Genomic DNA, 23,994 nt, shown 5'->3' with positions numbered 1-23,994 from the left:
GTATCAATCCCGTCCGCTCAATCTGTTCGAGTCACCCTTCATGCGTCGCTCTACTCGCTCTTTAGTCCTGCTTCTGGCCCTTGTACCCCTGATCGTTGTGTTCGTGATCGCCAATCAGCGATACCGCTATGTTGAAAGTGCCCTGTTCGACTGGCAGGTGTTCTGGCAGTCCGACTCGCTTCAGTCCATTGGCCTGGATCAGTACCGCGTCGTCACCGAAGCACAGGTGATCGACGGGCTGCAGGATGATGTCTCGGGCCTGAGCTACGACCCGGACCGCAAGAGCCTGTTTACGGTGACCAACCAGACCCCCGAACTGGTCGAGCTGAGCCTGGACGGTCGTGTGCTGCGGCGCATTCCGCTGGTCGGGTTCGGTGATGCCGAGGCTGTCGAATACATCAGCCCGGGCACTTATGTGATCAGCGATGAGCGCCGGCTCCGGCTGATTCAGATTCACGTCGATGACAACACCAAAAGTCTGGACGCCGCCCAGGCAGAACAATTGACGCTGGGCATCACCGCCAGTGGCAACAAGGGCTATGAAGGGCTGGCCTATGATTCGGTCGGCAAGCGCCTGTTTGTCGCCCGCGAGCGTGATCCGGTGCAGATCATCGAAGTGCGCGGCTTTCCCAGAACCAACTCCGAGGCTCCCGGCAATCTGCAGGTCATCTCCAACAGCAAGCGCGATGGCCGACTGTCGGTTCGTGACCTTTCCAGCCTGCAATTCGATGAAACCAGCGGCCATTTGCTGGCCTTGTCCGATGAGTCGAAGCGCATTCTTGAACTCGACACCAGCGGTCATCCGATTGGCAGCGGCTCGCTGGCAAAAGGGGCGATGGGGCTGAGCAAGGACGTGCCGCAGGCTGAAGGGATGGCTATGGACGCAGAAGGGACGCTGTATCTGGTGAGCGAGCCGAACCTGTTTTACGTGTTCCGCAAGCCTTGAGCCTGTGAGGGTCATGCCCACCTTGCGTGGGCACGACCGGTTTTATCAGCGCGTCAGGGTTTTCACGCCTTCGGTGGTGCCCAGCAGCAACAGGTCGGCCGGACGGGCGGCGAACAGGCCATTGGTGACCACGCCGACGATGGCGTTGATCTGTGCTTCCAGCTCCACCGGATTGGTGATGCTCATGTTGTGCACATCAATGATGATATTGCCGTTGTCGGTTAGAACACCTTCGCGATAAACCGGGTCGCCGCCCAGTTTCACCAGTTGTCGCGCAACATGGCTGCGGGCCATCGGAATGACTTCGACCGGCAGCGGGAACGCGCCCAGCACCGGCACCAGCTTGCTGCCGTCGGCGATGCAGATGAAGGTCTTGGCCACGGCCGCTACGATTTTCTCGCGAGTCAGTGCCGCGCCGCCGCCCTTGATCAGGTTCAGGTGCTCGTCGCTTTCGTCGGCTCCGTCGACATAGAACTCCAGATCGCTGACCGTGTTCAGCTCATACACCGGAATGCCATGGCCCTTGAGGCGCGCGGCGGTAGCTTCCGAGCTGGCGACTGCGCCATCGAATGCCGCCTTGTGTTTAGCCAGCGCATCAATAAAGCAATTGGCCGTGGAGCCGGTGCCGACGCCCACAATGCTTTTGTCATCGAGCTTCGGAAGGATGAAGTCGACAGCTGCCTGGGCGACTGCCTGTTTGAGTTGATCCTGGGTCATGCGGGCTCCACGGTGCCTGATGTAGGTAAAAAGAGGGGGTATGTAAAAAAGGCCCGCATTATAGCGGCGACTGCGCCGCAAAGCCCTGTCATTCGTATGGTCGTCTTTCGGTGCGCAGAGTAGACTTCCCGACCTTGCCCGCTTCGTCAGTGATGCCACCCCGATGCTTGAACAGTACGTCAAGAAAATCCTCACCTCCCGCGTGTACGACGTGGCGGTCGAAACCCCGCTGCACGGCGCTCGCCAGCTGTCCGAGCGGCTGGGCAATCAGGTGCTGCTAAAACGAGAAGACCTGCAGCCGGTGTTCTCCTTCAAGATTCGCGGCGCGTACAACAAGCTGGCGCAATTGACCGCAGAAGAGGCCGCACGCGGCGTGGTCACGGCCTCGGCGGGTAACCACGCGCAAGGTCTGGCACTGGCAGGGCGTGAACTGGGCATTCTGGCGACTATCGTCATGCCGCGCACCACCCCGGAAATCAAGGTCGAAGGCGTGCGCTCACGGGGCGCCACGGTGGTGCTGCACGGCGACTCCTTCCCCGAGGCGCTGGCCTATTCGCTGAAACTGGTCGACGAACAGGGTTTCGTCTACATCCACCCGTATGACGACCCCGATACGATTGCCGGGCAAGGCACCGTGGCGATGGAGATTCTTCGTCAGCAGCCGGGGCAGCTGGATGCGATCTTTGTTCCGGTCGGGGGCGGCGGTCTGATCGCCGGTATCGCAGCGTATGTGAAATACCTGCGCCCGGAGATCAAGGTGATCGGCGTCGAGCCGGACGACTCCAACTGCCTGCAAGCGGCGATGGCCGCCGGGGAGCGCGTGGTGCTGAGCCAGGTCGGGCTGTTTGCCGATGGCGTGGCGGTCGCGCAGGTCGGCCATCACACCTTCGAAGTGTGCCGCCATTATGTCGATGAAGTGATCACCGTCAACACCGACGAGATCTGCGCGGCGATCAAGGACATCTACGACGACACCCGCTCGATCACCGAGCCTGCGGGCGCGCTGGGTGTTGCCGGGATCAAGAAATATGTCGAGCAGCGCGGCATCAGCGGTCAGACACTGGTGGCCATCGACTCCGGAGCCAACGTCAACTTCGACCGTTTGCGTCACGTGGCCGAACGTGCAGAGCTGGGCGAAGGCCGCGAGGCGATCATTGCCGTGACGATTCCTGAACAACCGGGCAGCTTCAAGGCGTTCTGCGAGGCCATCGGCAAGCGGCAGATCACCGAATTCAACTACCGCTATCACACTGATCGCGAGGCGCACATCTTCGTCGGCGTGCAGACCCATCCCGAGAACGACCCACGCAGCGCCCTGATCGCCAGCCTGACCGGCCAGGGCTTCCCGGTGCTGGACCTGACCGACAACGAACTGGCCAAACTGCACATCCGCCACATGGTCGGCGGGCATGCCGAGCGGGTCAATGATGAAGTGGTGCTGCGCTTCGAGTTCCCGGAGCGACCGGGCGCGCTGTTCAACTTCCTCAACCGCCTGGGCGGCCGCTGGACCATCTCCATGTTCCACTACCGCAACCACGGCGCTGCTGACGGCCGGGTGGTTGCCGGGCTGGTGGTGCCGGAGGAAGAGCGGCATCTGGTGGGCGCAGCGCTGGACGAGATTGGTTACCCGTATTGGGACGAGAGCGAGAACCCGGCGTACAGGCTGTTTTTGGGCTGAGGCCTTAGATACTCCCGTTCCTCACGCTCCGCGTCACAAGAGGACGCGGAGCGTCCAGACCGGCTTGCCCACGTGGAGCACGGGCGCGATAGCGCTTAAGGCACGGCTCTTGTGTCCACACTGCTAAACTCACCCAAGCCCGATTCCAGAGGAACACCGCGTCATGGAACCCATCACCACCCTTAATACCCTGCACATCGTCGCCATTGCGCTGTTGCTGATCAGCGCGCTGGTGTTGGCCAGCGGGGTGGTCAAGGTGCGTCTTGAAGGCGACACGACCGTGCAGAATCGTCTGCTCAAGCGGCCGTTGCTGTTTTTCTGGGTGTTGATGGCCTTGTGTCTGGCGACGCTGCCGTTCAGTGGCTGGTGGCTGGTGCATTTGAAAGGCCTGTCACTGGGCCAGACCTGGGTGCTGGGCAGCAGTGTGCTTTACACCCTGGGGCTGTGCAGTTGGGTCTGGCTGGTGGCCAGGCTCAACCGGTTGCGTCTTGGTGCCAAAGGTGGCAAGCGCGGCTTCACCTTCGCGCTGACGGTGATCAGCGTCGTGTGCTTTGTGGCGATGGCCGGTCTGATGGGCTTCAAACCGGCCTGAGCAGTGCCGACGTTCAGTTACGCAGGGTGATAACCGGCCAGCCGCGTCGCTCGGCTTCGGCACGCAATTTATCGTCCGGATCGACCGCAACCGGGTTGGCCACTTGCTCCAGCAGCGGCAGGTCGTTCATCGAGTCGCTGTAGAAATAGCTGTCCTCAAGGCTGAACGCGTTGTCTTCAAGCCACTGATTGAGGCGTGTCACCTTGCCCTCACGGAAGCACGGAACGCCCGTAGTACGGCCTGTGTAACGACCATCAACCATCTCGCATTCGGTTGCCAGCAGTGTATTGATGCCCAGCCGCGCCACAATCGGTGCGGTCACAAAGCGATTGGTAGCGGTAATGACCACCAGCTTGTCGCCTGCGTCGCGGTGTTTGGCGATCAATTCCAGCGCCTTGGGCAGCATGATCGGCTCGATGCAGTCGCGCATGAAGTCGCGGTGCCATTCCTCCAGTTGCGCCATATCAGTGTTGCCCAGAATCTCCAGGGTAAAATTCAGGTAGTCGGTCATGTTCAGCGTACCGGCCAGGTAATCCTGATAGAACTCATCGTTGCGGGTCTTGTAGGTTGCGGCATCGAGGATTCCGCGTCGGCACAGATAATCGCCCCAGGCATGGTCGCTGTCGCCGCCCAGAAGCGTGTTGTCGAGGTCGAATAAAGCCAGACGCATAGGGTTACTCGCTGAAATAGTTGAAAAAAGAGTCCCAGAATACGAGGTTTTCACAAGTCTTCACATAAGGTGATAAGCCTCGTTGCTGGTTTGATCGCCTTTGTGGAACAATGCGGCGACATGCGTTTGCGAGGTTGTTGCCGTGATCGACCCCGATGGTTTCCGTCCTAATGTCGGGATTATTCTGACAAACGATGCTGGTCAGGTCCTATGGGCTCGGCGTATTAACCAGGATGCCTGGCAGTTTCCTCAGGGTGGAATCAACCCGCAGGAGACGCCGGAAGACGCGCTTTATCGTGAATTGAATGAAGAAGTCGGGCTGGAACGACATGATGTGCAAATACTTGCCTGCACTCGGGGCTGGTTGCGCTATCGTCTGCCGCAACGCCTGGTCCGTACGCACAGCCAGCCGCTGTGTATCGGCCAGAAGCAAAAATGGTTTCTCCTGCGCCTGATCTCCAACGAGCAGCGGGTGCGGATGGATTTGACCGGTAAACCGGAGTTCGATGGCTGGCGCTGGGTCAGTTATTGGTACCCGTTAGGCCAGGTGGTGACATTCAAGCGCGAGGTGTATCGACGCGCACTCAAAGAGCTTGCCCCGCGCCTGTTATCGCGCGACTGACACGGAGTTCGACCCCGAGCCATGCTCAATACGCTGCGCAAGATCGTCCAGGAAGTTAACTCCGCCAAGGATCTCAAGGCGGCGTTGGGCATTATTGTGTTACGCGTCAAGGAGGCCATGGGCAGCCAGGTCTGCTCGGTCTATCTGCTCGATGCCGAGGTCAACCGCTTTGTGCTGATGGCCTCCGAAGGCCTCAACAAGCGCTCCATCGGCAAAGTCAGCATGGCGCCGAATGAAGGCCTTGTCGGTCTGGTTGGCACGCGTGAAGAACCGCTGAACCTCGAAAACGCCGCAGATCACCCTCGTTATCGCTATTTTGCCGAGACCGGTGAAGAGCGTTACGCCTCGTTCCTGGGCGCGCCGATCATCCACCACCGTCGCGTGGTGGGGGTGTTGGTGATCCAGCAAAAGGAGCGTCGTCAGTTCGACGAGGGCGAAGAAGCCTTCCTTGTGACCATGAGCGCGCAACTGGCGGGCGTTATTGCCCATGCCGAAGCCACCGGCTCGATCCGCGGTCTGGGTCGCCAGGGCAAGGGCATTCAGGAAGCCAAGTTCGTCGGTGTGGCCGGTTCGCCGGGCGCTGCTGTAGGTGTGGCAGTGGTCATGCTGCCGCCTGCCGATCTGGAGGTGGTGCCGGACAAGACCGTCACTGACATCGCCGCCGAGCTGGCGTTGTTCCAGAACGCGCTGGAAGGCGTGCGCAATGACATGCGCACCCTGTCAGCCAAGCTCGCCACCCAGCTGCGCCCCGAAGAGCGCGCGCTGTTCGATGTTTACCTGATGATGCTCGATGACGCCTCGCTGGGCAGCGAAGTGACCGATGTCATCAAGACCGGCCAGTGGGCGCAGGGTGCCTTGCGCTCGGTGGTCAGCGAGCACGTCAAACGTTTCGAACTGATGGACGATGCCTACTTGCGGGAGCGAGCCTCGGACGTCAAGGACCTGGGCCGTCGCCTGCTGGCCTACCTGCAGGAAGCGCGGCAGCAGGCGCTGGTCTACCCCGACAACACGATTCTGGTCAGTGAAGAATTGACCCCGGCCATGCTGGGCGAGGTGCCGGAAGGCAAGCTGGTGGGTCTTGTATCGGTTCAGGGGTCCGGCAACTCCCACGTTGCGATTTTGGCGCGGGCCATGGGCATTCCCACGGTCATGGGGCTGGTGGACTTCCCTTACTCCAAGGTCGACGGCATCGATCTGGTGGTCGACGGTTATCACGGCGAAGTCTTCACCAACCCCAGCGAAATCATGCGCAAGCAGTTCGGCAAGGTGGTCGAGGAGGAGCGCCAGCTTTCCCAAGGCCTGGATGCCCTGCGTGAACTGCCCTGTGTGACCCTTGACGGCCATCGCATGCCGCTGTGGGTCAATACCGGCCTGCTGGCTGATGTCGCTCGCGCTCAGCAGCGCGGTGCCGAAGGGGTGGGGCTGTACCGTACCGAAGTGCCATTCATGATCAACCAGCGTTTCCCGAGTGAAAAGGAACAGCTGGCGATTTATCGTGAGCAACTGGCCGCCTTCCATCCGCTGCCGGTGACCATGCGCAGCCTGGATATCGGCGGCGACAAGTCGCTGTCCTACTTCCCGATCAAGGAAGACAACCCGTTTCTGGGCTGGCGCGGTATTCGCGTCACTCTCGATCACCCGGAAATCTTCCTAGTCCAGACCCGCGCCATGCTCAAGGCCAGCGAGGGCCTGAATAACCTGCGCATTCTATTGCCGATGATCTCCAGCACCCACGAAGTGGAAGAAGCGCTGCACCTGATCCACCGGGCGTGGGGTGAGGTGCGCGACGAAGGCACCGACGTGCCGATGCCGCCTGTGGGCGTGATGATCGAAGTGCCTGCGGCGGTCTACCAGACCCGCGATCTGGCGCGTCAGGTCGACTTCCTCTCGGTAGGCTCCAACGACCTGACCCAATACCTGCTGGCGGTCGACCGCAACAACCCGCGTGTGGCCGATCTTTATGATTACCTGCACCCGGCCGTGCTCCAGGCCCTGCAAAGCGTGGTGCGTGATGCACATGCCGAGGGCAAGCCGGTCAGCATCTGCGGCGAGATGGCCGGCGACCCGGCTGCGGCTGTGCTGCTGATGGCGATGGGTTTTGACAGCTTGTCGATGAACGCCACCAACCTGCCGAAAGTGAAGTGGATGCTGCGTCAGATCAACCTCAGCAAAGCCAAGGAGCTGCTTGCGCAGTTGATGACCAACGACAACCCGCAAGTCATCAGCAGCTCCCTGCAACTGGCGCTGAAAAACCTCGGCCTGTCGCGGATGATCAACCCGAGCTCGGTCAAAGGGCACTAAGCGCCACGATAGTTACAGAACTATCGTTCCTCACGCTCCAGCTTAGGAATGCCTTGCGTGACGCTCCGCGTCACAAATCTGTGCCGCTCCGCCTGTTCAAGATCGGACGCAGAGCGTCCAGAACTGCATGCGACGCAGAGCGCCGCACGATAGTGAGGTGATCGTTCCTCACGCTCCAGCGTAGGAATGCTTTGCGTGACGCTCCGCGTCACAAATCTGCGCCGCGCCGCCCGCTCAAGACCGGACGCAGAGCGTCCAGAACTGCATGCGACGCAGAGCGCCGCACGATAGTCGAGATTATCGTTCCTCATGCTCCAGCGTAGGAATGCCGTGGGTGACGCTCCGCGTCACAAATCTGCGCCGCGCCGCCCGCTCAAGATCGGACGCAGAGCGTCCAGAACTGCATGCGACGCAGAGCGCCGCACGATAGTGAGGTGATCGTTCCTCACGCTCCAGCGTGGGAATGCCGTGGGTGACGCTCCGCGTCACAAATCTGCGCCGCGCCGCCCGCTCAAGATCGGACGCAGAGCGTCCAGAACTGCATGCGACGCAGAGCGCCGCACGATAGTGAGGTGATCGTTCCTCACGCTCCAGCGTGGGAATGCCGTGGGTGACGCTCCGCGTCACAAATCTGCGCCGCGCCGCCCGCTCAAGACCGGACGCAGAGCGTCCAGAACTGCATGCGACGCAGAGCGCCGCACGATAGTGAGGTGATCGTTCCTCACGCTCCAGCGTAGGAATGCCTTGCGTGACGCTCCGCGTCACAAATCTGCACCGCACCGCAGACTCAAGATCGGACGCAGAGCGTCCAGAAAGGCGCTACCACGCGGAGCGTGGGAGCGATAACCCCCGCTTCGTCACCACCAGACACATCAGGCGCATCTTTTTTCACTTCGTTCAGGCGGCTTCCATCGGTCGCCGCTAGAGCATCCTGCCGGGCTCCGGTAACATGCGCGCCTGATTCAATCGCTCGCAAGGGCGTTCCAATTGAGGAGTCGCAATGCTGCCTTACCCGCAGATTGACCCGGTAGCCGTCGCTATCGGCCCGCTGCAAATTCACTGGTACGGGTTGATGTACCTGGTCGGCATCGGTGGCGCCTGGCTGCTCGCGTCGCGTCGTCTCAACAAATTCGACCCGACCTGGACCAAGGAAAAACTCTCCGACCTGATTTTCTGGCTGGCCATGGGCGTGATCGTCGGCGGGCGGCTGGGCTATGTGCTGTTCTACGACCTGTCTGCCTACATCGCCAATCCTCTACTGATATTCGAGGTCTGGAAGGGCGGCATGGCGTTCCATGGCGGCTTTGTCGGTGTGATGATTGCGGCCTGGTGGTTTGGCAAACGCAACGGCAAGAGCTTCTTCCAGCTGATGGACTTCGTCGCCCCGCTGGTGCCGATCGGCCTGGGGGCCGGGCGTATCGGTAACTTCATCAATGCCGAGCTGTGGGGCAAGCCGACCGACGTGCCGTGGGCGATGGTTTTCCCGCCGTTCAGCGACCCTGCGCAACTGGCGCGTCATCCTTCGCAGCTCTATCAGTTCGCATTGGAAGGCGTTGCACTGTTCATCATCCTCAATCTTTACGCTCGCAAGCCGCGCCCGACCATGGCCGTTTCCGGCATGTTCGCGCTGTTCTACGGCATCTTCCGCTTTGTGGTCGAGTTCGTCCGCGTCCCTGACGCCCAGTTGGGCTATCTGGCGTGGGGATGGGTGACCATGGGTCAGATCCTCAGTCTGCCGATGGTCATTGCCGGCCTGTTCCTGATCTGGCTGGCCTACAAGCGCGACCCGGCTGCCAGCAAGGCAGCGGCTTAATACCGAAACGCCGGGTGTCAGCACCCGGCGCGTTCAACAAGGCAGGTGATTTATGAAGCAATATCTGGAACTGGTCGCACATGTGATCAAGCACGGGACCTTGCAAGCCAACCGTACCGGCGTGAACACCATCAGCTTTCCGGGTGCGATGCTGCGTTATGACTTGCAGGAAGGTTTTCCGGCGATCACCACGCGGCGCATGGCCTTCAAATCGGCCATCGGCGAGATGGTCGGCTTCCTGCGTGGCGTGAACAATGCTGCCGAATTCCGCGAGCTGGGCTGCAAGGTCTGGGACCAGAACGCCAACGAAAACGCCCAGTGGCTGAACAACCCGTTCCGCAAGGGCGAGGATGACTTGGGCGAAATCTATGGCGTGCAGTGGCGCAAGTGGCCTGCCTACAAGCGTATCGATGCCGGCAATGTCGCAGCCATCGAACTGGCGCTTGGTCAGGGTTATCGCCAGATTGCCGAATCGGAAGAGGACGGCCAGTCGTTCGTAGTGCTGTACAAGGCCATCGACCAGATTCGCCAATGCGTCGACACCATCATCAATGACCCAGGCAGCCGCCGGATCCTGTTCCACGGCTGGAACTGCGCACAGCTCGATGAAATGGCCCTGCCGCCGTGCCACCTGCTGTACCAGCTGCACCCGAACCCGCAGACCCGCGAAATCTCGTTGACGCTGTACATCCGTTCCAACGACCTGGGCCTCGGCACGCCGTTCAACCTGACCGAAGGCGCTGCACTGCTGAGCTTGATCGGTCGCCTGACTGGCTACACGCCGCGCTGGTTTACCTATTTCATAGGGGACGCCCATGTGTACGAAAACCACCTGGACATGCTTAACGAACAGATGACCCGCGAGCCGTACCCGATGCCGAAACTGGTGATCTCCGACCGCGTGCCCGAGTTTGCCAAGACCGGTGTGTATCAGCCTGAGTGGCTGGAGCTGATCGAGCCTTCCGACTTCACACTGGAGGGCTACCAGCACCATCCGGCAATGACGGCGCCGATGGCGGTTTGAGCCCGTAAGAGAACGAATCTAGCGCTGTGCTATAGTTTCAGCGCACACCCCTGACCTTGTTCAATGGAATCGACTATGTTTTTCAATCGGATTGGACATCGTAGTGATACGAAGAAGGCTGAAGACGCAGCACTCATGCAGGCAATCAAGAGCATCGACACTCTTGTGGTAAGGGGGGGGCGCATGTCCATGGACGCCAAAGAAATCGAAGCCTTGGTTCGCTCTTCACGCGATAAGGCTAAAAAACTGGTCACTCCTCAAGCCCAATCCTGATAAATGGCTTTTTTACTTCTGCTGCCACTACTTGTCAGCGGCTTTTTGGTGTGCCTGAAGGATCCCACCGTTTACTGCAGGCTGCATCGCTATGAAGGCCAGATGCTTTACTTGCAGGTGGGGCGATACGGTATTTACTGCTTTGTAGCGGCCATGTGTGTCACTGCAGTCCTTGCAGGCCTGTTCTCGCATGACTGGGGTGTGCTGTGCCCCAAATGGCTGCAAGCGGCAAACGCGGCCTCGCCAGTCTGTTTTGCCGTGAACACCGACTTCATGGGTGCCTTAGGTCAATTGGGACAGGACTTCGACATCACGGGCAGGAATTTTAGCCAAGTGGGTGTGTTCCTTGCCCTCTCAGGTTTACTGACCTTGGCGATGCCAAGTCTGGGGGCCTTTATTACTGTCAGGATTCTCAAGTGGCAACTGGGTGCCAGTAAAAAAGAAGAAATTGCGGCCTATCTGCTGGGCGAGTCTGTAGATCACAGCCCTATCTGCTCGACTCTTTTCGATGCATTCGTCGAAAAGGATGAAGTGATGATCACGATGGCAGATCGAAAGGTCTACGTCGGCTACATCATGGATGTCGGGGCCCCTACCGAAGTGACGGGTGTGAATCAGGAGATTCTGCTAATACCCACCGTCAGTGGCTATCGGGATAAAGACACCCTTAAAGTGGTGTACACGACCGATTATCCAAGCGATACACCGCTCAGGCCTATTGGTTTTCGGCAGGAAAATATTGTCTCGATCAGCGTCTTCAGCGAAGAAGTACGCGAAGCTTTCAAGCGCGTTGATTCTGAGCGGGCGGGTGAAGAGGCTGCGAAAGAGAAAGCTGCCAAAGATCAGCTTGTAAAGGCGATCACTGAGCTTGTGGCGGTGGTGCAAGCTGCGCAGCGTTAAACGAGAGATGTCAAACCCAACTCAATGCCCATGACTCCTCCCCACATGTGAAGGCTCGCCCTCTGGCGCTGCCACAGCCCCGGTCACTTCCAGCCTCTCCAGTATCGCGCAATGCTCTGCTGCGCCATCGCTGCAGCGGCGGCGCAGGTCGAGTAGTTGTTCCTGAAGCGCTTGCAGGCTTGCGACGCGGGCGTTGACGTGTTCGATGTGTTCGTCGATCAGCGCATTGACGCTTTCGCACTGGTCCTGCGGGCTGTCGCGCAGGCTGAGCAGGTTGCGGATTTCCTCCAGGGTCATGTCCAGGCTGCGGCAGTTGCGGATAAACGACAGACGCTCCATGTGTGCCTGAGTGTACAGCCGGTAGTTGCCATCGCTGCGAGCAGGGGCGGGCAGCAGGCCTTCGCGCTCGTAATAGCGGATGGTTTCGACCTGGGTGTCGGTCAGTTTTGCCAGTTCGCCGATTTTCATTTGGACTCATCTCGTTTGAGTGCTTGACCCTATAGTGGCTACAGGGTGTTCACTTGGCAACAAGCAGAATCCTGGAGCCACAACGAATGGGCACGACGATCAAGAATTCCCCCGCACATGACCACGGCGAGCATGCGCCTGAGCAAAAGCCCGTAGAACATGCTCATGCGTGCTGCTCCAGCGATGCACAACCTGCTGTGGTGACCTTTAACGATGCGCTGGCATCAGGTAGTCGCTTGAGCAGCTTTCGTATCGAAGCCATGGATTGCCCGACCGAGCAAACCCTGATCCAGAACAAGCTGGGCAAGCTGGCCGGGGTGCAGAAGCTTGAGTTCAACCTGATCAATCGCCTGCTGGGCGTCTGGCACGATCTGCCGTCCACCGACCCGATTCGTGAGGCCATCAGTTCGCTGGGCATGCAGGCCGAGCCGGTCGAGGAGGGTGCAGCGTCTGACCAAGCGGCTCCGGTCGTGAAGAAACACTGGTGGCCGCTGGCATTGTCCGGCGTTACTGCACTGGGTGCTGAAGTGGTCCATTTGGCGTCACTCGGCCCGACCTGGGTCGTTGCTCTGCTGGCGCTGGTGTCGATCTTCAGTTGTGGGCTGACGACCTACAAGAAAGGCTGGATCGCGCTCAAGAACTTCAACCTGAATATCAATGCCCTGATGAGCATTGCGGTGACCGGTGCAATTCTGATCGGACAGTGGCCTGAAGCGGCAATGGTGATGTTCCTGTTTACTGTGGCCGAATTGATCGAAGCCAAGTCCCTCGACCGCGCCCGAAACGCTATCAGCGGGTTGATGCAATTGACGCCGGAACTGGCCACCGTTAAACAGGCGGACGGCAGTTGGCAGGAAATTGAAGCTAAAAACGTTGAAATTGGCGCTATTGTCCGCATCAAGCCAGGTGAGCGCGTAGGGCTCGACGGTGAGGTGGTGTCCGGTAACTCGACCATCGATCAAGCGTCGATCACAGGTGAAAGCCTGCCGGTCGAGAAGACTGTCGGCGACAAGGTCTTCGCGGGCACTATCAATCAGGCGGGCTCGCTGGAATATCGTGTGACCGCTGCGGCGAACAATTCGACGCTGGCACGCATCATCCATGCGGTAGAAGCGGCTCAGGGTTCGCGTGCGCCGACCCAGCGCTTTGTCGACAGCTTCTCGCGCATCTATACGCCGGTGGTGTTCGTTGTCGCCTTGGGCGTGGCGCTGATTGCGCCGCTGTTTTTCGGCGGCGAATGGTTTGACTGGGTTTACCGCGCGCTGGTGTTGTTGGTAGTCGCTTGCCCCTGTGCGCTGGTGATTTCTACGCCGGTGACGATCGTCAGCGGTCTGGCGGCAGCGGCGCGCAAAGGCATCCTGATCAAGGGCGGCGTTTATCTGGAAATGGGCGAGAAGCTTGATTACCTGGCCCTCGACAAGACTGGCACGCTGACCCACGGCAAGCCCGTGCAGACCGACTACGTGCCGCTGGAGCCGACGGTCGCCGACACTGCGCCGGCCATTGCTGCGAGCCTTGCGGGTCGCTCCGATCACCCGGTTTCGCAAGCGATTGCCAAGTCGGCTGACAGCAGCCTGAAGCTGCATGAGGTCTCGGCGTTTGAAGCCTTGGGTGGACGCGGTGTGAAGGGCGCAATCAACGGCCAGATGTATCACCTGGGCAATCATCGCCTGGTTGAAGAGCTGGGTCTGTGTTCGCCAGAGCTGGAGGCGAAGCTCGATGTTCTGGAAATGCAGGGCAAGACCGTGGTGCTGTTGCTGGACACCTCCGGTCCGATCGCGCTGTTTGCGGTGGCTGACACTGTCAAGGAAACCAGCCGTGAAGCCATCGCTCAGTTGCATGAACTGGGCATCAAAACGGTCATGCTGACTGGCGACAATCCGCACACCGCCAAGGCGATTGCCGATCAGGTCGGTATCGACGAAGCGCAAGGCAACTTGCTGCCTGCCGACAAGCTGAGTGCCATCGAGGCCCTTTATGCTCGCAACCATCGTGTAGGCATGGTGGGTGACGGCATCAATGATGCACCAGCACTGGCTCGGGCCGAGATTGGTTTTGCGATGGCGGCAGCGGGTACTGATACTGCTATAGAGACGGCGGATGTCGCCCTGATGGACGATGATCTGCGCAAGATACCGACGTTCATTCGCTTGTCCCGTCGGACCTCGGCAGTGCTCAAGCAGAACATTGTTCTGGCAATCGCGACCAAGGTGTTGTTTATCGGCATCACGTTTGCGGGCATGGCGACCATGTGGATGGCTGTGTTTGCCGACATGGGCGTGAGTTTGCTGGTGGTGTTCAACGGCTTGCGGTTGCTCAAGAAGTGATCAGTCGAGGGCGTTGAAGGGCGGACGCGGAGCGTCCAGAACGGCATTCCCACGCAGAGCATGGGAACGATAATCGGTGTGGCTATCGGCTGTCTTCGTGAGCAAGCTCGCTCCCACAGAGTTATTAGCTATCGCTCCCACGCTCTGCGTGGTAGCGCTTTTATGGACGCTCTGCGTCCGACTTAGTCAGCCAAACCGCTCCTGTCCCCAGGCAATGAAGGTTTCCAGCAACGGTTTCAGCACCGCGCGGGTCGGTTCAGCAAGGTCCGGGCGGTAGTTGAACGGAACGAACTCGTCCATGTAGGTGCTTTGCGCCAGTTCCAGCTGCACCGCATGGATGTTGTTGGCCGGGTCACCATAGTGGCGGGTGATGTGGCCGCCCTTGAAGCGCCCGTTCAACACATGGCTGTAGTCTTTGGCCGCAGCGCAGACCTGCTCCATTCGGCTGGCCAGCTCCGGGTCGCAGCTCACACCATTGAAGGTGCCGAGGTTGAAGTCCGGCAGGCGGCCGTCGAACAGGTGCGGGATGTGGCCGCGAATCGAGTGGGCGTCGAACAGCAGCGCATAACCGAACTCGTCACGCATGCGCTGCAGTTCCTGCTCCAGCGTCTGGTGATACGGCGTCCAGATCTGTTGCATATACCGCGCTCGTTCCTCGGCGCTGGGCGTCTGGCCGTCCTTGAACAGTGGTACGCCATCGAACAGGATCGACGGAAACAGGCCGGTGGTCGCACCGGCGTACATGGGCTTGTCGTCAGACGGCCTGTTGAGGTCGATGACAAAGCGCGAGTATTCGGCGGCCAGGGTGCTGGCGCCCAATTCAGCGGCGAAGTCATACAAACGCGGAATGTGCCAGTCGGTGTCCGGCAGGCTCAATGCTTCGTCCACCAGCGCGGTTTCGACCACTGGGGTCAGTTTCAGACCGGCATGCGGCATGCTGATCAGCAGCGGAACGCGGCCACGTTTGAATGTCAGAACGTTATCCACAGGGCTCTCCTTCAGATCGATGATTCGACGCCGTGGCGCACGATGCGTTTATCCAGATCGCCGCCCAGCCAGTAGGCCAGATCAGCCGGTCGCTCAATGTCCCAAGCGACGAAATCCGCTACCTTGCCGACCTCCAGCGAGCCGTGGGTCGCGCTCATGCCCAGTGCCTTGGCGGCATTGAATGTCACACCCGCCAGTGCCTCTTCAGGTGTCATGCGAAACAGCGTGCAGGCCATGTTGAGCATCAGACGCAACGACAGCCCTGGCGAGGTGCCGGGGTTCAGGTCGGTGGAAATCGCAATCGGCACGCCGTGCTTGCGCAGCGCTTCCATCGGCGGCAGCTGTGTTTCACGGAGGAAGTAAAACGCCCCCGGCAGCAGCACTGCGACGGTCCCGGCAGCGGCCATGGCGACGGCATCGTCTTCGGTCATGAACTCCAGATGATCCGCCGACAGCGCCTTGTAACGTGCCGCGAGGCTTGACCCGCCCAGCGAAGAAAGCTGCTCGGCATGCAGTTTGACCGGCAGCGCCAACTGCCCTGCGCTGATGAACACCTGCTCGACCTGCGCAGGTGAAAACGCCAGGTACTCGCAGAACGCGTCCACGGCATCCACCAGCCCTTCGGCAGCCAGTGTCGGCAGCATGTCGTTGCAGATGTGATTGATATAGTCGTCGGCGCGATCCGCGTATTCCGGTGGCAGGGCGTGGGCGGCCAGACAGGTGGCGCGTACGGTGACCGGTTGGGTATTACCCAGGCGGCGGATCACCCGCAGGATCTTGCGCTCGTTTTCCAGGTCCAGCCCATAACCTGACTTCATCTCGACGGTAGTCACGCCGTCCTTGAGCAAGTGTCGCAAGCGTCGCTCGGCGCTGGCGTACAGCTCATCTTCACTGGCCGCACGAGTCGCGCGCACCGTGCTGGCGATACCGCCGCCTGCTGCGGCAATCTCGGCGTAGCTCACACCCTGGAGACGCTGTTCGAACTCGCCGCTGCGGTTGCCGCCAAACACTGTGTGCGTGTGACAGTCGATCAGGCCGGGCGTCACCCATGCTCCGCCCAGATCGATACAGTTGTCATGTTCCGGCTCGGCCAGCTCGGTTTCAGGCCCGATCCACTCGATGAGCGCTCCGGAGGTCACGATGGCGGCATTCTCGATGATCGAGTATTTACCGTGCGCCATGCTTGCGATGTGACAGTGTTTCCAGAGCGTTTTCATTCCGGGCCTCTTTGGTCAGTGGGGTTTGTTGAGCGCCTTTGGCTTGACCCACAACCCGTAGGCGATGAGCAGCAGCACAATCCAGATTGCGCCGACGATCAAGGCTGCACGGTTATCCGGGAAATAGCCCAGCACGCCGAAGATGAACAGCATGAAGACGATGGCGGCGGCCGGTCCGTAAGGCCAGAACGGCACCGCGAATTTCAGTTGTGCGGCCTCTTCGCAGCTCATCGAACGGCGCATGGCAACCTGGGTGAGCAGAATCATCAGCCAGACCCAGACCGTGGCAAACGTTGCCAGCGAAGCGATCAGCAGGAACACGTCTTTGGGTATCAGATAATTGAGCAAGACGCCGCCCAGCAGCGCTATGCCCATCACCAGTACGGTCATCCACGGCACGCCATGCCGCGACACGCGGGCAAAGCTCGCGGGTGCCTGACCGTCACGGGCCAGGCCATACATCATGCGCCCGGCGCCGAAGATGTCGCTGTTGATGGCCGACACCGCAGCAGAGATGACCACGATATTGAGGATTGTTGCCGCCGACGCAATGCCCAGATTATCGAAAATCTGCACGAACGGGCTGCCTTGGGTGCCGATCTGCGGCCACGGGTAAATGCACATCAGCACAAACAGTGTCAGCACATAGAACAGCAGAATGCGCAGCGGTACGGCGTTGATCGCCTGTGGCAGGCTGCGTTGCGGGTCTTTGGCTTCGCCTGCCGTGATGCCGATGATTTCGATGCCGCCGAAGGCAAACATCACCACCGCAAACGAAGCGATCAGGCCGGTAACGCCGTTGGGCATGAAGCCGCCGTGTGCCCACAAGTTGCTGATGCCTATTTCGGTGCCGCTGGTCGAGCTGCCGATGCCGAAGATCATGATGCCGAAGCCTGCGACGATCATGGCCACGATGGCGCTGACCTTGAGGATCGACAGCCAGAATTCGGTTTCGCCGAAGACTTTCACATTGCACAGGTTGAGCGCGCCGATCAGGAACACGATGCCCAGCACCCAGATCCAGCGCGGCACCTCCGGAAACCAGAAGCCCATGTAAATGCCGAATGCGGTCACGTCGGCGAGGCAGACAATGATCATTTCGAATGCGTAGGTCCAGCCCAGTACGAAACCGGCCAGCGGGCCCATGTAGCGCGTGGCGTAATGGCTGAACGAGCCGGAAACCGGGTCGTGAACGGCCATTTCGCCCAGTGCGCGCATCACCATGTACACCGCCGCGCCGCCGATCAGGTACGCCAGCAATACGGCCGGACCGGCCTGTTGAATCGCCGAGGCCGAGCCGTAGAACAACCCTGTGCCGATGGCAGAGCCCAGGGCCATGAAGCGGATGTGGCGGGCGGATAACCCGCGTTTCAAACCATCTTGTGACGTCATTTCAGGTCCATTTCATTACATACAGGTATGGCAAAAGCCGCGAAAACGCCTGCAATCGGCTTCCCGCAGCAATGACCAAAGCGAGCCCTGCCAGGCTCGCGGTACATCACAAACTCGGTAGCAGACGTGCAGGAACCAGCGGGTTCAGGCAAGTGGAGGACAACAGCTGACTGGCAGCTTCGATGTCCGGTGCAAAAAAACGGTCCTTTTCATAGAACGGGACCTTGCTGCGCAACAGGCCGCGGGCTTGCTCCAGTTTCGGAGAGGTTTTCAGACCCTCACGCAAGTCCAGACCCTGGCAGGCAGCCAACCATTCTACGGCAAGAATCCCGCGAACGTTTTCTGCCATTTCCCATAACCGCTTGCCAGCGGCCGGGGCCATCGACACATGGTCTTCCTGATTGGCGGATGTCGGCAGGCTGTCGACGCTGTGCGGATGAGCCAGCGCCTTGTTTTCACTGGCCAGCGCGGCGGCCGTGACCTGTGCGATCATGAAGCCGGAATTGACGCCTCCGTTGGCGACCAGGAAGGGCGGCAGTTGCGACATGTGCTTGTCCATCATCAGCGAAATACGCCGTTCGCTGAGCGAGCCGATCTCGGCAATGGCCAGCGCCAGATTGTCTGCCGCCATGGCGACCGGCTCGGCGTGAAAATTGCCACCGGATATGACGTCGTTCTCGGCGGCGAACACCAGCGGGTTGTCGGACACCGCGTTGGCTTCGATTTCCAGCACTTCGGCGGCCTGACGCAGTTGGGTCAGGCATGCGCCCATGACCTGCGGCTGGCAGCGCAGCGAGTAGGGGTCCTGAACCTTGTCGCAGTTGCGGTGCGACTCGGACACGCCACTGCTTTCGCCGAGCAAGTCGCGGTAGCAGGCAGCGGCATCGATCTGCCCGCGCTGACCGCGTGCTGCATGAATACGTGCATCGAAGGGTGAGCGCGAACCGAGCACGGCTTCGACGGTCAGCGAGCCACAGGTCAACGCTGCAGCGAACAGGTCTTCGCCCTCGAACAAGCCGCGCAGTGCATACGCGGTGGACACTTGCGTACCGTTGAGCAGCGCCAACCCTTCCTTGGCTGCGAGGGTCAGCGGTTGCAGCCCAGCGACAGCCAATGCATCGACGGCATTCAGCCATTCGCCCTTGTAACGCGCCTTGCCTTCGCCCAACAGCACCAGCGACATGTGCGCCAGTGGAGCCAGGTCACCCGAAGCGCCGACCGAACCCTTGAGCGGAATATGCGGATAGACCTCGGCATTGATCAACGCGATCAATGCATCGATCACCACCCGACGAATACCCGAGAAGCCACGGCTCAGGCTGTTGACCTTGAGCACCATGATCAAGCGCACCAGATCATCGCTGATCGGCTGACCAACACCGGCCGCATGCGACAGCACCAGCGAACGCTGCAGATTTTCCAGGTCTTCGCTGGCAATCCGCGTCGAGGCGAGCAGGCCAAAGCCGGTGTTGATCCCGTAGGCGGTGCGGTTCTCGGCCAGAATGCGTTCGACACAGGCGACGCTGTCGTCGATCTGCTGGTCTGCACTGCTGTCCAGCGTCAGCCTGACCGGCTGCTGATGAATGGCGCGCAATTGCGCCAGGGTCAGTTGGCTGGGGATCAGGTTCAGCGTCTTGGCAGATAAAGTGGTCACGATGCAGCTACTCCTTGATTGATGTCAGCAACGGCGTGTGGCCGTCCGCCGCTTTTTATAGGGTTGCCGCATGATCGCGGCAGTGCTGGAAAACCCTTTCCAGCGATGTTGCGTCTTTGAGCAGGGCCGCGCTGCTGGCGATATCAGGGGCCAGCCAGCGGTCTTCATCGTAGGCCGGAACCCGCTCGCGCAGCAGTCGCCACGCAGCACCTGTACCCACGCCAAACCCTTGCGCCTTGAGGAATTCGAACGCCTGGGCCGCCAGCAAATACTCGATGGCCAGAATCTGTGTGACGTTGCCTAGCACTTTGTGCAGCTTGAGCGCGGCACTGGTGCCCAGGCTAAGATGGTCTTCCTGCAGGCCGGAGGTGACGTAGTTATCGACCACCGCCGGTTGCGCCATCTGGCGGTTTTCCGCGCACAGCGAGGCGGCGACGTACTGAACGATCATCATCCCCGAATTCACCCCCGGCTGGCTGACCAGAAACGCCGGCAGGCCGCTGACCATCGGGTTGATCAGGCGGTCGAGGCGTCGCTCGGCGATGGAGCCCAGTTCTGCCAGCGCCATGCACAGCAGGTCTGCCGCCATCGCCACCGACTGGCCATGCGGATTGGCCTGAGACACCACGCGCCAGTCATCGGGCGTGCCGAGCAGCATGGGGTAGTTCAGCTCGGTCTCGATCTGGCGAATGGCATGAGCCAACTGATCGCGGGTTGCGCCATGCACTTGGGGAATCGAGCGGATGCTCAGCGCGTCCTGGGTACGAATGCCCTGGCGGCTGGCAAGCACTTCGCTGCCCGCCAATACGCTGCGCAGGTTTTTGCCCACCTGCTGCATACCGGGATGCGGTTTGAGGGCAAGAATGCTCTCATCGAATGCATCCAGCTGACCGCCCAGTGCTTCGAAGCTCATCGCGCCGATCACGTCGGCCCACTGGCTCAGACGCTCGGCGTCGGCGATGGCCAGACAGCTCAGGCCGGTCATGCACGGTGTGCCGTTGACCAGGCACAATCCGTCCTTGGCACCGAGGATGACCGGAGCCAGACCTTCTTCGTCCAAGGCCTGCTCAGCCGGGACGATCTGCCCGCGATAGCTGACTTGGCCGATGCCCAGCAACGCGACGCCGACGTGCGCCATGTGCGTCAGGTAACCCACCGAGCCCTGCGCCGGTACTTGCGGCGTGATGCCTCGGTTGAGCAGGGCCAGCAGCGCTTCGACCACTTGCCGGTGAATGCCGGACTTGCCCTGGCTGTAGTTGAGAATCGCGGCGCAGATGATTGCGCGAGCCTGCTCGTCGGCCAGCGGCGCACCCACGCCGCAGGCATGGCTGAGCAGGGTATTGCGCGACAGGCGACTGAGCTGTTCGCCTTGCAGTGACACATTGCACAGCGCGCCGAGCCCGGTGTTCACGCCATAGGCGCGCTCGCCGCTGACGACAATCTGCTGCACGATGGCCTGCGCGTTATCGATCCGCGCCCAGGCGGCATCCGACAACACCAGTTGCGCCTCATGGCGGGCCACGGCGACTACGTCCTGCCAGCCCAGCGGGGCTTCACCGATGACGATCTGTTCTGCTCGCGACATCTGCAACGGTCCTTAAAGGGTAGCCACGCGGCGCTGAACGAAACGGTCCACGTAATCGTCGGCGGGCGAGTGAAGGATTTCTTTCGGTGTACCGACCTGAATCAATCGACCATCCTTGAGGATCGCGATGCGATTGCCGATGCGTACCGCTTCGTCCAGGTCGTGGGTAATGAACACGATGGTCTTGTGCAGGCTGGCTTGCAGTTCCAGCAACTGGTCCTGCATCTCGGCGCGAATCAACGGGTCGAGGGCGCTGGACGCTTCGTCCATCAGAATGATGTCGGTGTCGGCCGCCAGCGCGCGGGCCAGACCCACACGCTGACGCATGCCGCCAGAAAGCTGGTGCGGGTATTTGTTCTCATAGCCCTTCAGGCCTACGGTCGTTATCCAGTGCTGCGCGCGTTCCTGGCACAGCGCCTTGCTCTCGCCGCGCACTTTCAGGCCGTACGCGACGTTGGCCAGCACGGTCTTGTGCGGCAGCAGGCCGAAGCTCTGGAACACCATGCTGATCTTGTGCCGACGGAATTGGCGCAGCGCCTCCATGTCGTAGCGCAGGATGTCTTCGCCATCGACCAGAATCTCGCCGCTGGTAGGGTCGATCAGGCGGTTGAAGTGGCGTACCAGCGTCGATTTGCCGGAACCGGACAGGCCCATGATGACGAAGATTTCGCCACTGCCGATCGACAGCGACAGGTCGTTGACCCCGACCACGCAGCCAGTTTGCGCCAGTACCTGATCCTTGCTCTGGTTCTGTTTGATCAGCGCCAGTGCTTCCTTTGAGCGGTTGCCAAAAATCTTGAATACGTTTTTAACGACGATCTTGCTCGGTTCCACGCTGCTCATTTGTGCGCCTCATGCCGTGGGCGGCCATAGGCCTGCGTGATACGGTCGATGACGACCGCCAGAATGACGATGGCCAGACCCGCTTCCAGCCCGCGTCCGACGTTGAGCGTCTGAATGCCCACCAGCACGTCTTCACCCAGCCCGCGTGCGCCGATCATCGAGGCGATGACAACCATCGACAGCGCCATCATGGTGGTCTGGTTGATCCCGGCCATGATGCTCGGCATGGCCAGTGGCAGTTGCACACCAAACAGCTGCTGCCAGCGGTTGGCACCGAAGGCGTTGATGGCTTCCATCACTTCACCGTCAACCTGACGAATGCCCAGGTCGGTCAGACGAATCAATGGCGGCGCGGCATAGATCACCGTGGCGAAGATGGCCGGGACCTTGCCCAGGCCGAACAGCATCAGCACCGGAATCAGGTAAACGAAGCTGGGCATGGTCTGCATGATGTCCAGCAGCGGCATCAGCACCGAGCGCAGGCGATTGCTGCGCGCGGAGAGAATGCCCAGTGGAATGCCGATCAGTACCGCAATGATCGTGGCGACCAGCATCAGCGCCAATGTCTGCATCAGCTTGTCCCACAACCCGACCGCACCGACCAGAAACAGCAGGCCGACGATGACCAGCGTCGTGACGATCTTGCGTGTCGCGTGCCAGGCAATGCCGCCAACGATTATCAGCATCAGCCACCACGGCGCCATGCGCAGCAGGCTTTCGAGGTTGACGATGGCCCATAGCAGGGTGTCGGAAATGTGCCGGAACACATCGCCATACTGAGTCACCAGCGAGTCGACCCCGTCGTTGACCCAGTTGGCGATCGAGAAAGTGAAGCTTTCAGGAAACATAAGCGGCTCTCAAATGAGGTGTGTCGGGTCAACGTCAGGGCAGTCGGATTTGTCAGTCCGACTGCCCTTTCGTTTACAGCGAAGCGTCCACCTTTTTCGCGGCGTCTTCGCTGATCCATTTGTGCCAGACTTCGGGGTGCTCTTTCAGGAAAATCTTCGCCAGCTTCGGCGATTCGATACGTTCCTTGGCCATGCGCCCCAGGTTCTGGTTGAGCAGGTCGATAGGCAGGTTGACCTTTTCCAGGATGGCGACCAGTTCAGGGGCCTCATCGTGGAACACTTTGGACACGCCGACCTTGATATCGATCGTCTTGTTGACCCCGGCTTTCTCCTCCAGACGCACCAGGTCCACCTGGCCCATGAGCGGAGTCGGCGACCAGTAGTAGGTCAGGATCGGCTCGCCACGTTTGTAGCTGGAGAGAATAGCCGCATCCAGCGCAGGGCCGGTGCCCGGGCGGAAGTTGGTGTATTTGCTTTCCAGGCCATAGCTCTTGAGCATTTCGCTGTTTTCCAGCTCGCAGGTCCAGCCAGCCGGGCAGTTGTAGAAGCGGCCTTTGCCGGGCTCTTCCTGATCCTTGAACACCGCCGAATATTGGGCCAGATCGCTGATGGATTTCAGGTTGGGTGCCTTGGCTTCAAGCTTGCGTTTGGCATCGCCTTCGATCACATAGCGGGGCACATACCAGCCTTCCACTGCGCCAACGATAGGCGCGCCGACACCGACCACTTTTCCGGCTGCGGCGGCCTTGCTCCAGACCTCGCTGCGGCCGACCCATTCTTCGGCAAAGATCTGGATATCGTTGGTGCTCAAGGCGTTTTCCATGGCGATGGAATTACCAGGCAGGGCGTCAACGGTGCAGCCGTAACCCTTGTCCAGAACGACCTGCAGAATGTCGGTCAGCAGCATCGCGCTTTCCCAGTTAAGACCGGCGAATTTCACCGGCTTGCCTGATTCGCACCAGCCGGCAGCCTGACTTGTGCCTGCGCTGGCGAGCAGGCCAGCGGATACCAAGGTGGTCAGCAGGGCCTTTTTCATATTCATTATCGATGCTCCTAAGCCTGAAATGGATGACGGCAGCTTCAAGTAGGCATCCGGCCTGTGGGCATGTTCATGCCCGTTCCCCCGAGTCTGTCGGT

The 23,994-nt window shown here is 60.2% G+C and carries 21 protein-coding genes; 10 read left to right on the top strand and 11 right to left on the bottom strand.

The features are described from left to right. The first annotated feature begins 40 nt into the window (after window positions 1-40). Window positions 41-946, top strand: a complete 906-nt coding sequence (locus AC4ANE_RS26060; RefSeq protein WP_031595525.1) for an SdiA-regulated domain-containing protein — start codon at window positions 41-43, stop codon at window positions 944-946. Window positions 947-991: 45 nt separating this feature from the next. On the opposite strand, the gene rpiA is transcribed toward AC4ANE_RS26060, so the two are convergent. After that, on the bottom strand, window positions 992-1,663 hold the full coding sequence (gene rpiA, locus AC4ANE_RS26055) for a ribose-5-phosphate isomerase RpiA (RefSeq protein WP_002555749.1): 672 nt from the start codon (window positions 1,661-1,663) through the stop codon (window positions 992-994). A gap of 163 nt (window positions 1,664-1,826) precedes the next feature. Here rpiA and ilvA point away from each other — a divergent pair, with 163 nt between their 5' ends. Both ilvA and AC4ANE_RS26045 read left to right on the top strand, forming a co-directional pair. Next, a complete protein-coding gene (gene ilvA, locus AC4ANE_RS26050) occupies window positions 1,827-3,341 on the top strand; it encodes a threonine ammonia-lyase, biosynthetic (RefSeq protein ID WP_460408607.1) in 1,515 nt (504 codons plus the stop codon). Window positions 3,342-3,504: 163 nt separating this feature from the next. Further along, window positions 3,505-3,933 carry a DUF2269 family protein gene (locus AC4ANE_RS26045; RefSeq protein ID WP_002555747.1) on the top strand — a complete coding sequence of 143 codons (429 nt, stop codon included), beginning with the start codon at window positions 3,505-3,507 and terminating at the stop codon, window positions 3,931-3,933. Between the two features lie 13 nt (window positions 3,934-3,946). On the opposite strand, the gene AC4ANE_RS26040 is transcribed toward AC4ANE_RS26045, so the two are convergent. After that, window positions 3,947-4,603, bottom strand: coding sequence for a histidinol-phosphatase (locus AC4ANE_RS26040; protein WP_002555746.1), 657 nt, complete (start codon window positions 4,601-4,603; stop codon window positions 3,947-3,949). A 142-nt stretch (window positions 4,604-4,745) separates the two neighbouring features. Between AC4ANE_RS26040 and AC4ANE_RS26035 the strand changes: the two genes are divergently transcribed. The 6 genes from AC4ANE_RS26035 to AC4ANE_RS26010 all read left to right on the top strand — a co-directional run bounded on the left by AC4ANE_RS26035 (window position 4,746) and on the right by AC4ANE_RS26010 (window position 11,536). Further along, a complete protein-coding gene (locus tag AC4ANE_RS26035; RefSeq protein WP_002555745.1) occupies window positions 4,746-5,225 on the top strand; it encodes an RNA pyrophosphohydrolase in 480 nt (159 codons plus the stop codon). A gap of 21 nt (window positions 5,226-5,246) precedes the next feature. After that, complete coding sequence (gene ptsP, locus AC4ANE_RS26030; RefSeq protein ID WP_002555744.1) at window positions 5,247-7,526, top strand: phosphoenolpyruvate--protein phosphotransferase; 2,280 nt, start codon at window positions 5,247-5,249, stop codon at window positions 7,524-7,526. Window positions 7,527-8,526: 1,000 nt separating this feature from the next. After that, window positions 8,527-9,339 carry a prolipoprotein diacylglyceryl transferase gene (gene lgt / locus AC4ANE_RS26025; protein WP_002555743.1) on the top strand — a complete coding sequence of 271 codons (813 nt, stop codon included), beginning with the start codon at window positions 8,527-8,529 and terminating at the stop codon, window positions 9,337-9,339. A gap of 52 nt (window positions 9,340-9,391) precedes the next feature. Then, window positions 9,392-10,363: a thymidylate synthase gene (locus tag AC4ANE_RS26020; RefSeq protein ID WP_002555742.1), complete on the top strand. Its 972-nt coding sequence runs from the start codon at window positions 9,392-9,394 to the stop codon at window positions 10,361-10,363. Window positions 10,364-10,438: 75 nt separating this feature from the next. Next, window positions 10,439-10,636 carry a hypothetical protein gene (locus AC4ANE_RS26015; protein WP_031597134.1) on the top strand — a complete coding sequence of 66 codons (198 nt, stop codon included), beginning with the start codon at window positions 10,439-10,441 and terminating at the stop codon, window positions 10,634-10,636. 3 nt (window positions 10,637-10,639) lie between these two features. Beyond that, window positions 10,640-11,536, top strand: a complete 897-nt coding sequence (locus AC4ANE_RS26010; protein WP_002555741.1) for a hypothetical protein — start codon at window positions 10,640-10,642, stop codon at window positions 11,534-11,536. Window positions 11,537-11,557: 21 nt separating this feature from the next. Here AC4ANE_RS26010 and cadR read toward each other — a convergent pair whose 3' ends face one another. Next, window positions 11,558-12,004 (bottom strand): Cd(II)/Pb(II)-responsive transcriptional regulator, encoded by a 447-nt coding sequence (cadR, locus tag AC4ANE_RS26005; RefSeq protein ID WP_002555740.1) that lies wholly within the window; start codon window positions 12,002-12,004, stop codon window positions 11,558-11,560. A gap of 86 nt (window positions 12,005-12,090) precedes the next feature. Between cadR and AC4ANE_RS26000 the strand changes: the two genes are divergently transcribed. Then, entirely contained in the window at window positions 12,091-14,331 is a 2,241-nt protein-coding gene (locus AC4ANE_RS26000; RefSeq protein WP_002555739.1) for a heavy metal translocating P-type ATPase, read from the top strand. Window positions 14,332-14,517: 186 nt separating this feature from the next. Here the strand turns inward: AC4ANE_RS26000 and hutG are convergent, their stop codons facing one another. The 8 genes from hutG to AC4ANE_RS25960 all read right to left on the bottom strand — a co-directional run bounded on the left by hutG (window position 14,518) and on the right by AC4ANE_RS25960 (window position 23,899). Continuing rightward, window positions 14,518-15,318 (bottom strand): N-formylglutamate deformylase, encoded by an 801-nt coding sequence (gene hutG, locus AC4ANE_RS25995; RefSeq protein ID WP_002555738.1) that lies wholly within the window; start codon window positions 15,316-15,318, stop codon window positions 14,518-14,520. Window positions 15,319-15,329: 11 nt separating this feature from the next. Beyond that, window positions 15,330-16,535, bottom strand: a complete 1,206-nt coding sequence (gene hutI, locus AC4ANE_RS25990; protein WP_002555737.1) for an imidazolonepropionase — start codon at window positions 16,533-16,535, stop codon at window positions 15,330-15,332. Between the two features lie 15 nt (window positions 16,536-16,550). Next, entirely contained in the window at window positions 16,551-17,927 is a 1,377-nt protein-coding gene (locus AC4ANE_RS25985; protein WP_002555736.1) for an amino acid permease, read from the bottom strand. Between the two features lie 106 nt (window positions 17,928-18,033). Beyond that, on the bottom strand, window positions 18,034-19,581 hold the full coding sequence (gene hutH, locus AC4ANE_RS25980; RefSeq protein ID WP_002555735.1) for a histidine ammonia-lyase: 1,548 nt from the start codon (window positions 19,579-19,581) through the stop codon (window positions 18,034-18,036). 55 nt (window positions 19,582-19,636) lie between these two features. Further along, on the bottom strand, window positions 19,637-21,166 hold the full coding sequence (locus AC4ANE_RS25975) for an HAL/PAL/TAL family ammonia-lyase (RefSeq protein WP_002555734.1): 1,530 nt from the start codon (window positions 21,164-21,166) through the stop codon (window positions 19,637-19,639). A gap of 12 nt (window positions 21,167-21,178) precedes the next feature. Further along, on the bottom strand, window positions 21,179-22,009 hold the full coding sequence (locus AC4ANE_RS25970) for a quaternary amine ABC transporter ATP-binding protein (RefSeq protein ID WP_002555733.1): 831 nt from the start codon (window positions 22,007-22,009) through the stop codon (window positions 21,179-21,181). After that, window positions 22,006-22,857 (bottom strand): ABC transporter permease, encoded by an 852-nt coding sequence (locus tag AC4ANE_RS25965; protein ID WP_002555732.1) that lies wholly within the window; start codon window positions 22,855-22,857, stop codon window positions 22,006-22,008. Before AC4ANE_RS25965 ends, AC4ANE_RS25970 begins: the two co-directional genes overlap by 4 nt. A 73-nt stretch (window positions 22,858-22,930) precedes the next feature. Next, complete coding sequence (locus AC4ANE_RS25960) at window positions 22,931-23,899, bottom strand: ABC transporter substrate-binding protein (protein ID WP_002555731.1); 969 nt, start codon at window positions 23,897-23,899, stop codon at window positions 22,931-22,933. Between the last annotated feature and the right edge of the window lie 95 nt (window positions 23,900-23,994).

This window comes from Pseudomonas sp. Pme6b (assembly GCF_058129925.1).
Note: the sequence above shows the minus strand (reverse complement) of the source record. Positions and strands in the feature narration are given on the sequence as shown.